This window comes from Streptococcus cristatus, assembly GCF_003943515.1.
GTDB lineage: Bacteria > Bacillota > Bacilli > Lactobacillales > Streptococcaceae > Streptococcus > Streptococcus cristatus_D.
The window spans coordinates 36,802-52,645 of record NZ_RJPT01000003.1; the positions used below are offsets into that span (position 1 = coordinate 36,802).

14 protein-coding genes are annotated in these 15,844 nt (G+C 43.7%); 13 read left to right on the forward strand and 1 reads right to left on the reverse strand.

Going from position 1 to position 15,844, the window contains the following annotated elements:
• Positions 1-8 precede the first annotated feature (8 nt).
• From manA to budA, 6 genes are all read left to right on the forward strand, one after another.
• Positions 9-950: a mannose-6-phosphate isomerase, class I gene (manA, locus tag D8791_RS04515; protein WP_125446434.1), complete on the forward strand. Its 942-nt coding sequence runs from the start codon at positions 9-11 to the stop codon at positions 948-950.
• Positions 951-1,140: 190 nt separating this feature from the next.
• Entirely contained in the window at positions 1,141-2,310 is a 1,170-nt protein-coding gene (locus D8791_RS04520) for an AI-2E family transporter (RefSeq protein WP_125446435.1), read from the forward strand.
• Complete coding sequence (locus tag D8791_RS04525) at positions 2,303-3,532, forward strand: tetratricopeptide repeat protein (protein WP_125446436.1); 1,230 nt, start codon at positions 2,303-2,305, stop codon at positions 3,530-3,532. The genes D8791_RS04520 and D8791_RS04525 overlap by 8 nt, the downstream gene beginning before the upstream one ends.
• A gap of 78 nt (positions 3,533-3,610) precedes the next feature.
• Positions 3,611-3,916, forward strand: a complete 306-nt coding sequence (locus D8791_RS04530) for a DUF4298 domain-containing protein (RefSeq protein WP_125446437.1) — start codon at positions 3,611-3,613, stop codon at positions 3,914-3,916.
• A gap of 152 nt (positions 3,917-4,068) precedes the next feature.
• Entirely contained in the window at positions 4,069-4,818 is a 750-nt protein-coding gene (locus D8791_RS04535) for a PHP domain-containing protein (RefSeq protein WP_125446438.1), read from the forward strand.
• A gap of 115 nt (positions 4,819-4,933) precedes the next feature.
• Positions 4,934-5,653: an acetolactate decarboxylase gene (gene budA / locus D8791_RS04540; RefSeq protein ID WP_061910878.1), complete on the forward strand. Its 720-nt coding sequence runs from the start codon at positions 4,934-4,936 to the stop codon at positions 5,651-5,653.
• A 326-nt stretch (positions 5,654-5,979) separates the two neighbouring features.
• Here the strand turns inward: budA and fbpA are convergent, their stop codons facing one another.
• Positions 5,980-7,629: an Rqc2 family fibronectin-binding protein FbpA gene (fbpA, locus tag D8791_RS04550; protein WP_125446439.1), complete on the reverse strand. Its 1,650-nt coding sequence runs from the start codon at positions 7,627-7,629 to the stop codon at positions 5,980-5,982.
• Between the two features lie 533 nt (positions 7,630-8,162).
• Here fbpA and trpX point away from each other — a divergent pair.
• From trpX to D8791_RS04585, 7 genes are all read left to right on the forward strand, one after another.
• Positions 8,163-9,170, forward strand: coding sequence for a tryptophan ABC transporter substrate-binding protein (trpX, locus tag D8791_RS04555; RefSeq protein ID WP_125446440.1), 1,008 nt, complete (start codon positions 8,163-8,165; stop codon positions 9,168-9,170).
• Positions 9,171-9,481: 311 nt separating this feature from the next.
• Positions 9,482-10,528 carry a phenylalanine--tRNA ligase subunit alpha gene (pheS, locus tag D8791_RS04560; RefSeq protein ID WP_005589611.1) on the forward strand — a complete coding sequence of 349 codons (1,047 nt, stop codon included), beginning with the start codon at positions 9,482-9,484 and terminating at the stop codon, positions 10,526-10,528.
• Between the two features lie 168 nt (positions 10,529-10,696).
• Positions 10,697-11,209 carry a GNAT family N-acetyltransferase gene (locus D8791_RS04565; protein ID WP_125446441.1) on the forward strand — a complete coding sequence of 171 codons (513 nt, stop codon included), beginning with the start codon at positions 10,697-10,699 and terminating at the stop codon, positions 11,207-11,209.
• A gap of 99 nt (positions 11,210-11,308) precedes the next feature.
• Complete coding sequence (gene pheT, locus D8791_RS04570) at positions 11,309-13,756, forward strand: phenylalanine--tRNA ligase subunit beta (protein ID WP_376739478.1); 2,448 nt, start codon at positions 11,309-11,311, stop codon at positions 13,754-13,756.
• A 113-nt stretch (positions 13,757-13,869) separates the two neighbouring features.
• A complete protein-coding gene (locus D8791_RS04575; protein ID WP_125446443.1) occupies positions 13,870-14,592 on the forward strand; it encodes a hypothetical protein in 723 nt (240 codons plus the stop codon).
• A 26-nt stretch (positions 14,593-14,618) separates the two neighbouring features.
• On the forward strand, positions 14,619-15,035 hold the full coding sequence (locus D8791_RS04580; protein ID WP_125446444.1) for a YbgA family protein: 417 nt from the start codon (positions 14,619-14,621) through the stop codon (positions 15,033-15,035).
• A 160-nt stretch (positions 15,036-15,195) separates the two neighbouring features.
• Positions 15,196-15,627 (forward strand): SP_0198 family lipoprotein, encoded by a 432-nt coding sequence (locus D8791_RS04585; RefSeq protein WP_125371029.1) that lies wholly within the window; start codon positions 15,196-15,198, stop codon positions 15,625-15,627.
• Positions 15,628-15,844: the final 217 nt, after the last annotated feature.

Below are 15,844 nucleotides of genomic sequence, written 5' to 3' on the forward strand. Positions count from 1 at the left end.
AGACTATTATGTCAGAACCGTTATTTCTACAGTCTGTGATGCAGGAGAAGATTTGGGGTGGCACCAAGCTGCGCGATGTATTTGGCTATGAAATTCCCAGTGACCATGTAGGAGAGTACTGGGCTATTTCGGCTCATCCGAACGGTGTCTCAACCGTCAAGAATGGCTGTTTTGCCGGTCAGAAGCTAGATGCACTCTATGCTGAGCACCGTGAGCTCTTTGGGAATCGTCCAGAGCCTGTCTTTCCGCTTTTGACGAAGATTTTAGATGCCAATGACTGGCTCAGCGTTCAGGTCCATCCAGATGATGCCTATGGACTAGAGCACGAAGGTGAGCTTGGCAAGACAGAATGCTGGTATGTCATCGCTGCAGACGAGGGGGCAGAGATTATATACGGTCACAATGCCAAGAGCAAGGAAGAGCTGCGCCAGCAAATCGAGAGCAAGGACTGGGATCATCTTTTGACCAAAATTCCAGTCAAGGCTGGTGACTTCTTCTATGTGCCAAGTGGCACCATGCATGCTATTGGCTCAGGGATTCTGATTTTAGAAACTCAGCAGTCTAGCGATACTACTTATCGGGTCTATGACTTTGATCGCAAGGACGATGCTGGCAATCTGCGTGAGCTGCATTTGGAGCAATCGATTGACGTTCTGACTATCGGTGAGCCAGCCAATAGCCGTCCCGTTACCATTCAGGCAGATAATTTGACCTCTACTCTTTTGGTGGCCAATGACTTCTTTGCTGTTTACAAGTGGGATATTGCTGGTTCTGTTGAATTTAAAAAGACTGCAGATTACAGCTTGTTCAGTATCTTGGAAGGTGCTGGCGAGTTGACAGTGGATGGACTAGTGTATCCTATCAAAAAAGGCTCTCATTTCATCCTGCCGAGCGATGTCACAGAGTGGACCTTGTCTGGCGACTTGCAACTGATTGTCAGCCATCCATAGTGAAAAAATACATAGACCGAGTGACCATCTCGGTCTATTTTTCTTTATTTTCGAAGAATGAATAGAGAAAACAGGACTTTAACTTCAATCAGTGAAAAAGTCCGATAAATGAGGCATTTCATCATGGTTGCTTGAAGATATTTTTTCTGAAAAATGTTACAATGAAAAGGAATATCCAAAGGAGTCGAATATGGAACACAAAGAAAAAGATTTTAGTTTATCCTGGTTTTTTAGATGGTTCTTGGATAATAAGGCCATTACCGTATTTTTGGTGACCTTGCTCATCGGTTTGAACATTTTTATTCTTAGCAAAATTAGCTTTATTTTTACACCAGTGATTGAGTTTATTGGTGTCATTATGTTGCCAGTGATTTTGGCTGGGCTGCTTTACTATCTGCTCAATCCCATTGTCGACTGGATGGAAAATCGCAAGATTAGCCGTGTGGCTGGAATTACGATCGTCTTTGTCTTGATTGGTATCTTGATTGTGTGGGGCTTGGCAGTTGCTATTCCTAGCTTGCAGCATCAGATAGTGAGTTTTTCAAAGAATGTTCCCGCCTATCTCAAGCAAGCCAATAAAATGATTGAAGATGTTTTGGACAATCATATTTCAGATGATTTGAAGCCACAAATCGAGCAAGTTACGAATAAGCTTTCGACCCAGATTACTTCATGGGCTAGCAATTTTTCATCTAAGGCAGTCAATTGGGCTAGCAATTTGATTAGTACGGCTTCACAAATCATTGTAGCTATTATCATCATGCCTTTCATTCTTTTCTATTTGCTGCGTGATGGGAAGAATCTCAAAGGCTATGTAGTTCAGTTCTTGCCAACGAAATTCCGCGAGTCATTTGGTCAGGTTATGACGGATGTTAATACCCAACTGGCCAATTATGTTCGTGGTCAGGTGACCGTAGCGATTATTGTGGCCTTTATGTTTATGATTCTTTTCAAGATTATCGGCTTGCGTTACGGTGTGACTCTAGCCGTTGTGGCAGGAGTTTTAAACTTGGTACCTTATCTGGGAAGCTTCCTTGCTATGTTGCCAGCCTTGGTTCTTGGTTTGATTGCTGGTCCGATCATGCTGTTGAAAGTCATTATCGTCTTTATCGTGGAGCAGACTATTGAGGGGCGCTTCGTGTCTCCTTTGATTTTGGGAAGTCAATTAAGCATCCATCCGATTACGATTTTATTTGTCTTGCTGACTTCAGGAACCATGTTTGGTATCTGGGGCGTCTTGTTGGGAATTCCAGCTTATGCGTCAGCCAAGGTTGCCATCACAGCGCTCTTTAAGTGGTACCAGAAGGTCAGCGGTTTGTATGAAGAAAGTGTTCAAGAATTAGGAGAAGGCAGTGAGTAAGAGTGAACAAATGTTAACAGCCCTGCAAAATCAGGATTTGGAACAGGCTGAGAAGTATTTTGAAGAGGCTTTGAGCCAAGATACCGATCAAGAGTTATTAGAATTAGCCGATTACTTAGAAAGTATCGGCTTTTTCCCTCAAGCCAAGCGTATTTATGAAAAATTGGCTCTGCTTTTCCCCGAGTCCTATATCAGTCTGGCAACGATTGCTGCTGACGATGGTGACTTGGAAGAGGCTTTTGCCTATTTAGAGGAAATTGACTCAGAAAGTGAATGGTATGTGGCAGCTCTCTTGGCAAAGGCTGACCTTTATCAGCTAGAGGGATTGCCAGATGTAGCACGGGAGAAATTGCTGGAAGCTGCCAAACTGTCGGACGAACCTTTGGTGACTTTTGGTTTAGCAGAAATTGAGTTTGAATTGGAAAATTTTGCCCAGGCCATCAAGGAATATGCCCAGCTAGATAATCGCTCTATCTACGAGCAGACAGGCGTATCCACCTATCAGCGGATCGGCCTTTGCTATGCCAGTCTGGGGAAAATTGAAGCTGCCATTGAATTTTTGGAAAAGGCTGTGGAGCTGGAGTACGATGAAGAGACGGTCTATGAATTGGCAGCTATCTTGTACGAACAAGAGGAGTACCAAAAAGCTAATTTGTACTTCAAGCAGCTGGATACGATTTCGCCAGATTTTGAAGGCTATGAGTATGCCTATGCGCAGTCTCTCCATGCGGAGCATAAGACCGAGGAAGCTTTGGCAATGACTGAGCAAGGCTTGACCAAAAATCCTTTCGAGACTCGCCTTCTGCTCCTTGCTTCCCAACTATCTTACGAACTGCATGATGTGGAAAAATCCGAGGATTACCTGCTAGCGGCTCAGGAAAATGCAGATGATGTAGAGGAAATTGCTCTGCGACTGACCAATCTCTATTTGGAGCAGGAGCGCTATGATGAGGTCTTAGCTTTTGAGGAACAAGAGCTAGACAATGTCTTAACCCGCTGGAATCTGGCGCGGGCTTATCAGGCCTTGGAAAATCTGGAAAAAGCTGGGGAGTTTTATCAGGAACTGGCAGTTGACTTGCAGGAAAATCCTGAATTTCTGGAAGAATATGTTTATTTCTTACGCGAATTAGGGCTTGTGGAAGAAGCAAGAGTACAGGCTGGTAAGTACCTGCGTTTGGTTCCAGATGATACTACTATGGCAGATTTGTACGAAAGTTTGTAGAAGTTTCTGTGAAGAATCTCTTGTGTTAGTAGCTTTCTGTGCGGACAAGATAGTTTGATTAAAGAAGGAGTAGAGATAATGTCCCAATTGAAAAGAATCCAAGAAATGGAAGAGCATTTGAATAAATACGCTCAGACGCTGGCTGCAGCCCAATCTGCTTTGGCTGAGCTGGAGGCCAGCCAGAAGCATTATATCCAGCTCCGAGATTATTACACTAGCCAAGTTTTCTTTGACGATTTGGAGTTTTCCAATCGACCAGACTTTCCTGAGGATGTGGCCTGTGGCATTTTGAGCGAAGATGCTGTTTATGACCTAATGGGAGAGCACTTTGAGACGGCGCTGCAGCTGCTAGACCTATCCAGTGCCATGCTGAAAGAAAGGTAATGGCCTAGGATGAAATAAAATGACTTCTGTCGAAAAGATAAAACATGGATAACGTCAACGAAAGGATCGGAAATGTGGAAAATCTAAAACAAAGGCCGACCAACCGTTGACATTATTAAAGGAACACAAGATTTGCAGAAAGGCGGTCCAGCATGCGCGACAACCATCTTCATACCTATTTTTCCTATGATTCTGAGGCGGATTTTTCTGACTATCTGGACCATTACGAGGGCGAGATTGTCACTACCGAGCACTATGACCTGTCCAATCCCTACCCTTACCAAGCTACCTCGCCCCATGATGATGTGCCTGACTATGCGGCCTATTCGGCAAAAATTGCAGAGCTGAACCAGCAATATGGCAACCGCATCAAAAAGGGGATTGAAATTGGCTATTATGCTCCGCGTAAAGATGATATCCTAGCTTTCCTAGCGGACAAGGACTATGACCTGAAACTCCTATCTGTCCACCACAATGGTAGTTTTGACTATCTGGAAGAGCCTGTCTTGCAGCTGGATAAGATGGAGTTAATTCCTCGTTACCTGAGAGAGTTAGAAGAGGCTATCGAGGCTGTGCCAGCAGATGTCCTAGCTCACTTTGACTATGGTTTCCGAAAATTTGCGCTTACCGTAGAGGAGTTAAAAACTTTTGAGCCTCAGCTGCGACAGCTTTTTCAAAAGATGATTGATCATGGTCTGGCCTTTGAACTCAACTGCAAGTCTATGTATCTCTACGGTCATGAAGATCTCTATATCTACGCTCTTGGCCTAGTCAAGGAGCTGGGCGGTCAGCGCTTTTCAGTTGGCTCCGACGGCCACAAACTAGAACATTTTCGACTTAAGTTTGACCGTGTGGCTCAAATCCTCGCTGATGCCGGTATTGAGGAAGGTCAGTTGATTTAAGGCATCCCGTGTGGTTTCCCAATCGTCCATTAAACACTTTTTTTGAAATTCAACCAGAATATGATATACTTAATTATCTTAGAAAATACAGAAATTTGTTGATATAGGAGAAAAAATGGCAGAGCCAGTGAAATTATTTCAGTATAATACTCTAGGAGCCTTGATGGCTGGACTTTATGGTGGGAGCATGACGATTGGGGAGCTCCTGAAATACGGCGATTTGGGGATTGGTACACTGGATTCCATTGATGGGGAGCTGATTGTTCTTGATGGCAAGGCCTATCAGGCCAAGGGATCTGGCAATGTGCCTGAAGTTGTAGAAGTTTCAGATGATGTGACAGTGCCTTACGCTGCGGTTGTTCCCCACCAAGCAGAGGTTATTTTCCGCCAACGCTTCGAAATGACAGATGAAGAGCTGGAAAAGCGAATTGAATCCTATTACGATGGAGAAAATCTATTTCGCTCCATCAAGATTCATGGTGAATTTTCCCACATGCATGTGCGAATGATTCCGAAATCAACCTCAGAGAAGAAGTTTGCTGAAGTAGCCGTGAGTCAGCCGGAGTACCATGCGGACAATGTTTCTGGAACTATTGTTGGTTTTTGGACACCCGAAATTTTCCACGGTGTCAGTGTGGCGGGCTACCATCTTCACTTTATTTCGGACGACCATACCTTTGGTGGTCACGTTATGGACTTTGTTATCAAGGAAGGGATTGTGGAGCTAGGTGCTGTCGATCAGTTGGATCAGCGTTTCCCTGTTCAAGACCGTAAGTTCCTCTTTGCAAAATTCAATGTCGATGAAGTAAGATCGGACATGGATAAGGTTGAGTAGCCAATTACTGTTACAATTGTCTACTTCTGATAAAAAAAGAGGCTGGGACTCTTCTGTCCCAACCTCTGAAAGATAACTAGAATTTGAACTATTAGCAATTTTGAGAGTGGGACAGAAATCGGTAATTCGTTAGAATTCGATTTCGTCGTCCCACCTCCGCACAGTTGAGTAGGGCTGTAAAAGCTGATGAAATCAGCCTAGTAGAGCCCACTCAACCACTGCGTCTTGCTCGACAATCCAAAAACAATTGAGAGGCTAGGACTTTTGTCCCAGACTCTTTTGTTTTTCAATATCTGATAAAAACCATATTTTAAAAACTGGCTAGCTTACATTTTCATGCTTTTGATTTTTTCTTCGTCTGGTGTGACGCGCAAGGTTTTCTGCCCCGTATAGGTGACAAATCCAGGCTTGCCACCAGTGGGCTTGTTGAGTTTTTTAGCCTCAATCATGTCCACTTGGACCAGATTGGAGAGTCTGGCTTTGGAGAAGTAGGCTGCTAGCTCGGCAGCATCTGTCTTAACTTCATCGCTAGGCTGAAGATTGCCTGTGATGACCACATGGCTACCTGGAATATCCTTGGCGTGAAACCAAAGCTCGTCCTTCTTGGCCAACTTGAAAGTCAGCTCGTCATTTTGTAGATTGTTACGACCAACAAGGATAATGGTTTGGCCATCTGTTGCCAAGTATTTCTCCGGTTTCTGCCTTTTCTGGATTTTCTCTCTCTGGCGGCGGCGGATAAAGCCAGTCTGGATGAGTTCCTCCCGAATTTCCGCAATTTCAGTTAAGCTGGCCTGCGCAAGGGCGGTTTCAACGCTCTCTAGATAGAGAATCGTAGCCCGTGTCTCCTCAATCAAGCTGGTCAGATGTTTGACGGCTTCCTTGAGCTTCTGGTAACGTTTGAAATAGCGCTGGGCATTTTGATTGGGGGTCAGGGCCTTGTCAAGTGCGATGATAATCTTCTCACCTGTGTAGTAATTGTCCAGCTCCACCTGATCTTGATCGTTGGGCACCTGATGGAGAAAGGTGGTCAAGAGTTCCCCTTTTTGACGGAATTCTTCTGCATTCTCCGTTGCTAGGAGCTCTTCCTCCTGCTTGCCCAGCTTTTTACGGTTCTTGTCCAACTCATTTTCTACTCGGCGGATGAGCTCGCTGGCCTGCTGGTTGACCCGATCACGCTCAGCCTTGTCCTTATAGAAAGTGTCCAAAAGCTCGGATAGACTGGATATTTGGGTCTTACTGTCGGAAAATAGCAGAGCAGAGAAGGATTTTTCGGTCAGGCTAGGCTGAGTCGGACTTGTAAAAAATGCACGGAAGGTTTTGAGCTTGTCGGCCGTCAGACGGCCACTGAGTTCAGTAGCTGTATCCCGACCCAAGCCCTGAAACATTTGTTGCAAGCGTTTGGGCTCTAAGTCCTCTGTCTGTAGGATTTGGAAGAGCTTTTCATCACCCACAGTGAAAGGATTGAGACTGCCAGTCTGAGGCGGAGCGATATAAGTTGAGCCCGGCAGGATAGTTCGATAGCTATTTTGTGAAAATCCGACGTGTTTGATGGCTTCAATAATCTTCCCACTAGCCTTATCCAAGAGGATAATATTACTGTGCTTGCCCATGATTTCGATGACCAGAGTCACAGCCACGCTATCGCCGATTTCGTTCTTATTGGAGACGCTGATTTCCAAAATTCGGTCATTCTCAACTTGCTGAATCGCTTCAATGACAGCTCCCTGTAGGTATTTGCGCATGACCATGATAAAGGTATTGGGAACAGCTGGATTTTCAAAAGTAGTCTCTGTCAGCTGGACGCGCCCAAAGACCGAGTGGGCTGACAGGAGCAGCTTGTGACTTTTGCGATTGCTGCGAATCTGTAAAACCAGCTCCTGTTCAAAAGGTTGATTAATCTTTTGGATGCGGCCGCCCAGCAATTCGCGGCGGAGCTCCTCTGTCATGTGGTGTAAAAAAAATCCGTCGAAAGACATGCTTTTCTCCTTGAAAGTTGCTAAAGAAGATTATAACAAAAAACCAAGCCAAAAGCTTCTAAAGTCTCATCAAAAAGAAATTTATTTTTTGTCAATGATTATCGATATAAACAAAATCCGAACATTTTATAAAAATTTTCAAAAAGGTCTTGACATCTTTTCAGGAAAAACTTACAATATAGAAAATTAGAAAAGTAGTAGATGCATTTGTTTTTAGCGAGCTTGTGGTTGGTGGAAATGAGCAGCAAATCTTTACGAAATTGGGCTAATTGATAAATATGAATTTGAAACAATAAGAATTCGGTGGGCACACCTTACAGTGCAGCTTGTTTGATGACAAGATAGAGATATGGGGGAATACTAGCTATTTTTCCATAATTGAGGTGGCACCGCGATTTACGCCCTCACACAGAGTACCTGTGTGAGGTTTTTTGTTGCTTATTATAAAAAAACAAGGAGAATTGCCCATGTTTAAACGATGGCGTCCCTAGGGATTGAATAGAAAAAATGAGATAAAGAAATGGAGAAAGAACATGAAAAATAAACGTTTAATGACTATTTTAGGGATTCTGGCTGTATTGGTAATCGGTGGGATGGCTTATTCCAGCTTTAGCAGCAAGAGCAACAGCTCTAATACTGGCGATGAGAGTAAGACAGTCAAGGTTGGTGTCTTGCAGTATGTCAGCCACCCTTCGCTAGATTTGATTTACAAGGGAATTCAGGACGGTCTAGCTGAGGAAGGCTACAAGGGCGACAAGATTAAGATTGACTTTATGAATGCTGAAGGCGATCAGAGCAAAGTTTCTACTATGAGTAAGCAGCTGGTGTCCAATGACAATGATGTGCTGATTGGGATTGCCACTCCATCTGCGCAAGGTTTGGCTGCGGCTACTAAGGACAAGCCTATTGTCATGGGAGCTATCACAGATCCAGTCGGAGCAAACCTAGTGAAAAATCTGGAAAAGCCAGGTGGTAATATCACAGGTGTTTCTGACCACAATCCAGCTAAGCAACAACTAGAGTTGATTAAAAAATTGACGCCAAATGTGAAAACAATCGGTGCCCTCTATTCTAGCAGTGAAGACAACTCCAAAGCTCAGGTAGAAGAGTTCAAAAAATTGGCCGAAGAGGCAGGCTACAAAGTTGAGGAATATTCTGTTCCTTCAACCAATGAAATTGCTTCAACTATGAATGTCATGACTGGTAAGGTTGATGCTATCTGGATTCCAATTGACAATACTATTGCGTCAGCTTTTGCGACAGTTGTGTCCAGCAATAAAGAAGCTAAGAAATCAATTTATCCAAGTGCGACAGCCATGGTAGAAGAAGGCGGTCTTGCCTCTGTCGTTGTAGACCAGTATGACCTCGGTGTTGCGACTGGTAAAATGGCTGCTAAAGTTCTTAAAGGTGCTAAACCAGCTGACACTGCAGTAGATATTTTTGATAAAGGTAAATCTGTTATCAATACTAAGAATGCCAAAGAACTAGGCATTACTATCCCAGAAGATGTCCTCAAAGAAGCAGGACAAGTGATTAAATAGATGAAAAGAAGTCTGTTGCTTAACGGACTTCTTTTTCTGCTTGTAAAATCTTTAACTGAGCTTGCGAAATGTTTAGAAATTTGTTAGAATGAATTATAATTGAATAGCAATCCGCAAGACCAGTAACCTAGGGGAAGTTTGACAGGGAGGGGAGCCAGCGACTGAGAGCTCTCTAGATGAAAGCTAGGCGAATTCACTTGCTTTGGGATTGGTAATTAAGGTCTGGCTTGCCAGATAAAAAACGGATGGTACCGCGTGTCAACGCTCCGCTTCGGTGTGAGTGAGACCGCGGTTTTTATTTTGGAGGAACTATGTCAACAATTGAAGAACGATTGCAGAGTCTGCGTGAGGAAACTTTAGCCCAATTGCAGACCATTACTCTGGAAAATGCTAAGGATATGCAGGAGCTGAAAGTATCTGTCCTAGGGAAAAAAGGAAGTCTTACTGAGATTCTCAAAGGGATGAAGGATGTTTCTGCTGAGATGCGTCCTATTATCGGGAAGCACGTCAATGAAGCACGAGATGTGCTGAATGCGGCCTTTGAAGAAGCAGCTCAAATCTTGGAAGAGCAGAAAGTCGCAGCCCAGTTGGCCAATGATGCCTTGGATGTGACCCTGCCAGGCCGTAAGATTCCAGCTGGAAATCGCCATATTTTGACCCAAACGAGTGAAGAAATTGAAGATATCTTTATCGGTATGGGCTATCAGGTTGTGGATGGTTTCGAAGTTGAGTCAGACTACTACAACTTTGAGCGCATGAACTTGCCTAAAGACCATCCTGCTCGAGATATGCAGGACACTTTCTACATCACAGAAGAGATCCTCTTACGTACTCACACTTCTCCTGTTCAAGCTCGTGCGATGGATGCCCATGACTTTAGCCAAGGGCCACTCAAGATGATCTCTCCAGGACGTGTTTTCCGTCGCGATACAGACGATGCGACTCACTCTCACCAGTTTCACCAGATTGAAGGTCTGGTCGTAGGGGAAAATATCTCTATGGCTGATTTGCAGGGAACCTTGCAGCTGATTATTCAAAAAATGTTTGGTGCAGATCGGAAGATTCGTCTGCGTCCATCTTACTTCCCATTCACAGAGCCGTCTGTCGAAGTGGACGTATCTTGCTTTAAGTGTGGTGGTGCCGGCTGTAATGTCTGCAAGAAGACTGGCTGGATCGAAATCATGGGAGCCGGAATGGTGCACCCAAGTGTCTTGGAAATGAGTGGCATCGATTCAGAGAAATATTCTGGCTTTGCCTTTGGGCTTGGTCAAGAGCGGGTGGCTATGCTTCGCTACGGTATCAATGATATTCGTGGCTTTTACCAAGGCGATGTACGTTTTTCAGAGCAATTTAAGTAAGAAGCTTAGAAATAGGACTTGATTTGAACAATTCCATCACGACAAGCCTGATTAGCAATGTTTGCGAGCTTGAAATGCGTGGAAATGGTGTTCATCAGTTTTAGCTGCCTATAAGATAATTTTAGATGGGAATATCGCTCACAGCTGCTTCTGAGAAAGGAGTGCCCTATGTTAGTTAGAGTTCGGCCAGAGGATCTGGATATTTTGCGGGACTTGGAAGTGCAGACCTACCAAGAAACTTTTGGTCCTTTCATCAAGCAGGCAGACTTGGAGCATTATTTTGCCCACGAGCTGGCGCGTGAAAGGCTGGCGCGGGAGTTGGCCAATTCTGAGTCTGAGCATTATTTTGTGTTGGACAAGGAGCAAAAGATCGCTGGTTTTCTCAAGTGTAACTGGGGTCAGGCTCAGACAGAGCAGGAGTTGGAAGATTCCTTTGAAATTCAACGAATTTATGTGCTTGCCTCCCATCAGGGACTTGGCTTGGGCAAGGAAATATTTGAATTTGCCCTAGCAGAAGCTGAGAAACGTGGTTTTAGCTGGGCTTGGCTAGGCGTTTGGGAAAGAAATTTCAAGGCGCAGAACTTTTACTTTAAATATGGCTTTGAAAGGTTTAGCCAGCATGAATATATCACTGGTGATACGGTTGATATTGACTGGCTTTTAAGGAAGCAATTAAACTAAAAAGACGAGAGTATTGCTGCTTATTAGGCTTTTAGTAAAAACAGAAATTTATAGAGAGGAATCAAATACGACCGAAAATTGAATGGACTGGCTTTGTCTATGAAGTCAGAGTTGGTTCTGGTCGGTCGTAAAATCATACATATGTTAGTTAGTTATAAATGGTTAAAAGAACTGGTTGATTTGGATGTGACGAGCGCCGAGCTGGCTGAGAAAATGTCCACAACTGGTATTGAAGTAGAAGGAGTCAGCTCACCAGCTGAAGGCCTTTCGAAAATTGTTGTCGGAGAAGTTCTGAGCTGCGAGGATGTATCTGAAACTCACCTGCACCTCTGTCAGGTCAATGTCGGGGAAGAGGAGCCTCGCCAGATTGTCTGTGGCGCACCGAATGTACGTGCTGGAATCAAGGTTATGGTGGCTGTACCAGGCGCTCGCATTGCAGATAATTATAAGATTAAAAAAGGAAAAATCCGTGGCTTGGAGTCACTAGGTATGATTTGTTCCTTGGGCGAGCTGGGCATTTCGGATTCTGTCGTGCCAAAGGAATTCGCGGATGGCATTCAAATTTTGCCAGATAGTGCTGTACCAGGAGATGAGGTTTTCCCTTATCTAGACTTGGATGATGAGATTATCGAGCTTTCTATCACACCTAATCGGGCTGACGCTTTGTCTATGCGCGGAGTGGCGCACGAAGTAGCAGCTATCTACGATAAGCCTGTTCATTTCAAAGAATTTCCTTTGACTGAAGGGGATAAAGAGGCTGCGGCTAGCTTGTCTGTTGTCATTGATAGCGAAAAAGCACCGTTTTATGCAGCTCGTATTTTGGACAATGTGACCATTGCTCCGAGTCCTCAGTGGCTGCAAAATCTCCTCATGAACGAAGGAATCCGTCCGATTAACAACGTAGTGGACGTGACTAACTACATCTTGCTCTACTTTGGTCAGCCCATGCATGCCTTTGATCTGGATACATTTGAGGGTGACCAGATTGTCGTCCGGGAAGCGCGTGCTGGTGAGAAATTAGTGACGCTGGACGGCGAAGAGCGTGAGCTGGAAGTCGGTGATTTAGTTATCACTGTGGCAGATAAGCCAGTGGCTTTGGCTGGTGTCATGGGCGGAGCAGCCACCGAAATCTCTGATAAGTCGACTCGTGTCGTTCTGGAAGCGGCTGTCTTTGATGGCAAGTCAATCCGTAAGACAAGCAGCCGTCTGGGCTTGCGTTCAGAATCTTCTTCACGCTTTGAAAAAGGGATTAACCTGGCAACAGTAACCGAAGCTCTGGATGCTGCTGCGAGCATGATTGCTGACTTGGCAGGTGCAACTGTTCATGCTGGTATTGTCCAAGCAGGACAGTTAGATATGACTGACAAGCAAGTTTCGACTAGCCTTTCTGATGTCAACCGAGTCTTGGGAACAGATTTGACTTATGCGGATATTGAAGATATTTTCCGTCGTCTAGGCTTTGCTCTCAGCGGATCTGCGGACTTGTTCACAGTCAGCGTGCCTGCTCGTCGTTGGGATATTAGTATTCCAGCAGATCTTTACGAGGAAATTGCTCGTATTTATGGCTATGACCGCTTGCCAGTTTCCCTGCCTCAAGATGCTGGAACAGCTGGTGAATTGACGGCCACTCAGAAGCTACGTCGCAAGGTTCGGACGGTGGCTGAAGGAGCAGGACTGACCGAGATTATTTCCTATGCCTTGACCACGCCAGAAAAAGCTGTCGAATTTACGCTCAATCCTACAAATCTGACGGAGCTTATGTGGCCTATGACAAGGGAGCGCAGTGTTCTTCGTCAAAATATGCTCTCAGGAATGCTGGATACTGTCAGCTACAATGTTGCTCGTAAAAATAAGGATTTAGCCCTGTATGAAATTGGGAAAATCTTTGAACAAACAGGCAATCCGAAGGAAGAATTGCCTAATGAAATCAATAGTTTTGCCTTTGCCCTAACTGGCTTGGTAAGTGAAAAGGATTTCCAAACGCTAGCGACTCCTGTGGACTTCTTCTACGCTAAGGGAGTGGTTGAAGCGCTCTTTGACCGCCTAGGATTAGCAGCTGATTATCAAGCAACTGACCAGCTCAAGAGTCTGCATCCGGGTCGGACAGCGCTGATTTCGATCAAAGGTCAGCCAGTGGGCTATGTTGGGCAGGTTCATCCAGTGACGGCCAAGGCTTATGACATCCCAGAAACCTATGTGGCTGAGCTCAATCTGACGGCTATTGAGGCGAGTCTTGAGCCAGAACAACCTTTTGAAGAAATCACCAAATTCCCAGCTGTCACTCGTGATGTGGCCTTGTTGCTCAAAGCAGAAATCAGCCACAGACAGGTGGTGGAAGCGATTCAAGCTGCCGGAGTGAAACGTTTGACGGATATCAAGCTCTTCGATATCTTCTCTGGTGAAAAATTAGGTGTTGGCCTCAAGTCTATGGCCTACACACTGACCTTCCAAAATCCAGAAGACAGCCTAACCGATGATGAAGTGGCTAAATACATGGAAAAAATCCAAAAATCCTTGGAAGAAAATGTTGGAGCAGAAGTGCGCTAGTATATACAAAGAGAAGCAGTCCTTTGGGCTGCTTTTGGCTATAAAAGAGCTTTATAAAAGTCTTGATTTATGGTATTCTAGTCCCATAAAGATTTTACAGAAAGAATATTTTAATGGAATATAAAAGAAGTTATGCATCTGAAATTGTAGCTATTATTATTGTTATTATTGGAGCATTTATATTAATTGGAATAATGCAATCACCAAATAGTAGTAGTGGTAACCACAGTGATAGCTTAAAACAGCTAGAATATGAACGAAAAGAAGCAAGGTTGAATGAAAGCTCGATGACGATTGAAAAGGCTAGAACTATGGTTAAATCAACTTATGCACCTGAGAATGAAACACCAGAAGAAGAGCAAAAAAGACTGCAAGCTTTTGTAGAGACCTATAATAAACAATTAGAGTCCGAACAAGCTTCTATCCGAAGAGAAAAGGAATCTGAGCAAGAAATTCTCAATCAAAATAATGAATATGTGGGCCCAATTCTAATTGGTGCAGGTGTTATAGTTACTATTTTAGGTGTTTCGGCTTATAAGAAAGCTCATGAGCCTGCAGCTTTTACCATTTCTGATGATAAGATTGATGTTAAACCCTCTGTTTTCCAAGATATAAATCACATTGATTTAACAAATATTAAGCAAATCGAGTATGAAATTAGACGTGCTTATTCTAAAAATTCGAGATCAACTTATCGCATACTTTATTTTAAAGACGAAGAAGGAAAAATACTGGAAGAGATTGACTTGAATGATCTTGTTGATGCTGATTTCAATACGATTTATAAAGAAATCAGTAAACGAGCTCCGCATATCGAATGGATTTTTCCGGAATAAAAGGAAAGATTGTAGGAAAAGTAATTATGGAAAATTTGAACCAAATCTCCCAATGTCAGACTCTTTGGGCTAAAAATAAATATCTAGTGCTCAGTCATTCCAGTAAGATCTATCTGGAAATCCGTCAGTATCTGAAAAGCGATTTGGTGGAAGCAGCACATGTTCAAGACTTGATTGATCAGGCGGTAGCCCTGCCTGAAAATCGCGGTCAGGTCTGCAATGCCTTTCAGCATGTTTGGGGCTATTTTAAGAAAAAAGCCAGCCCAGCTGAAAAAGAAAACTTTATGCTATTTTTAGAGCGATACCAAGTAGGTCAGGTGAAGCAGGAGGTTTTGGTAGAAGCTGTGACAGATTTGCTTAGAAAGTACCCCAATCCCTATCTGCAACAGTCGACCTTGATATTTAGGGATGATGCAGAAGGCTCGTCCATCAAGGATGACTAGCTTTGATCCTCTAGAAGAAGCAATAGATTTTACATCTCCAGTCAAGTAAGGCTGGGGAATTTTTTATTTTTAGATAAAAAATGCTATATGATTGACAAACAAAACAGACAATTGTAGAATATAATTATAAACTACAAATGTAGAAAAAGGAGAAAGCAATATGACTGTTTCGAAAAAAGCCTTTACTGAAATCTTATCATTAACAGTCGCAGTTTTATTGACTGCTTGTTCAGGCAATGCTAATCAGGGAGGAAATGCTAACTCATCACAAAATACCCAAAGCCAAACATCACAGCCTGCGCAAGAACAGACTTCTTCATCCAATGCAGGTCAGACCAGCAATCTAAACGGACGCTACCAAGAAACCGACCATGATGGTGACCAACATGTCCTGGAAATCAATGGTAGGACTGGTACTTGGACTGAAACCGAGATCGACGGCAGTAAGGAAATCAAGCAGGTACAAGTAGATGCTGCTAACCAAAGACTAATTGTCGGTGACGATGTCAAAAGTTACCGACAAAATGGCAATCAGCTGATTGTGGATGAACTAGATGATGATCCAGACACTCTGACCTTTACCAAGCAATAAGGCGATTTTCAATCTGCTCTGGGAAAGAGAAAGTGCAGGTCAGATAGCGGTCGAAACCTAGAGAAAAGAAACAAGGCAAGCTTCGGTATATGAACTGAAGCCCTTGTTTCTTTTTATTTTATGAATTTCTTTCAAGGAATGTTTCTTATTTAGGGAATCGCTATACGACTTAGTGATTTTCGCCTGAATCTAGTCATTATTAGTCTCATATGTTTTT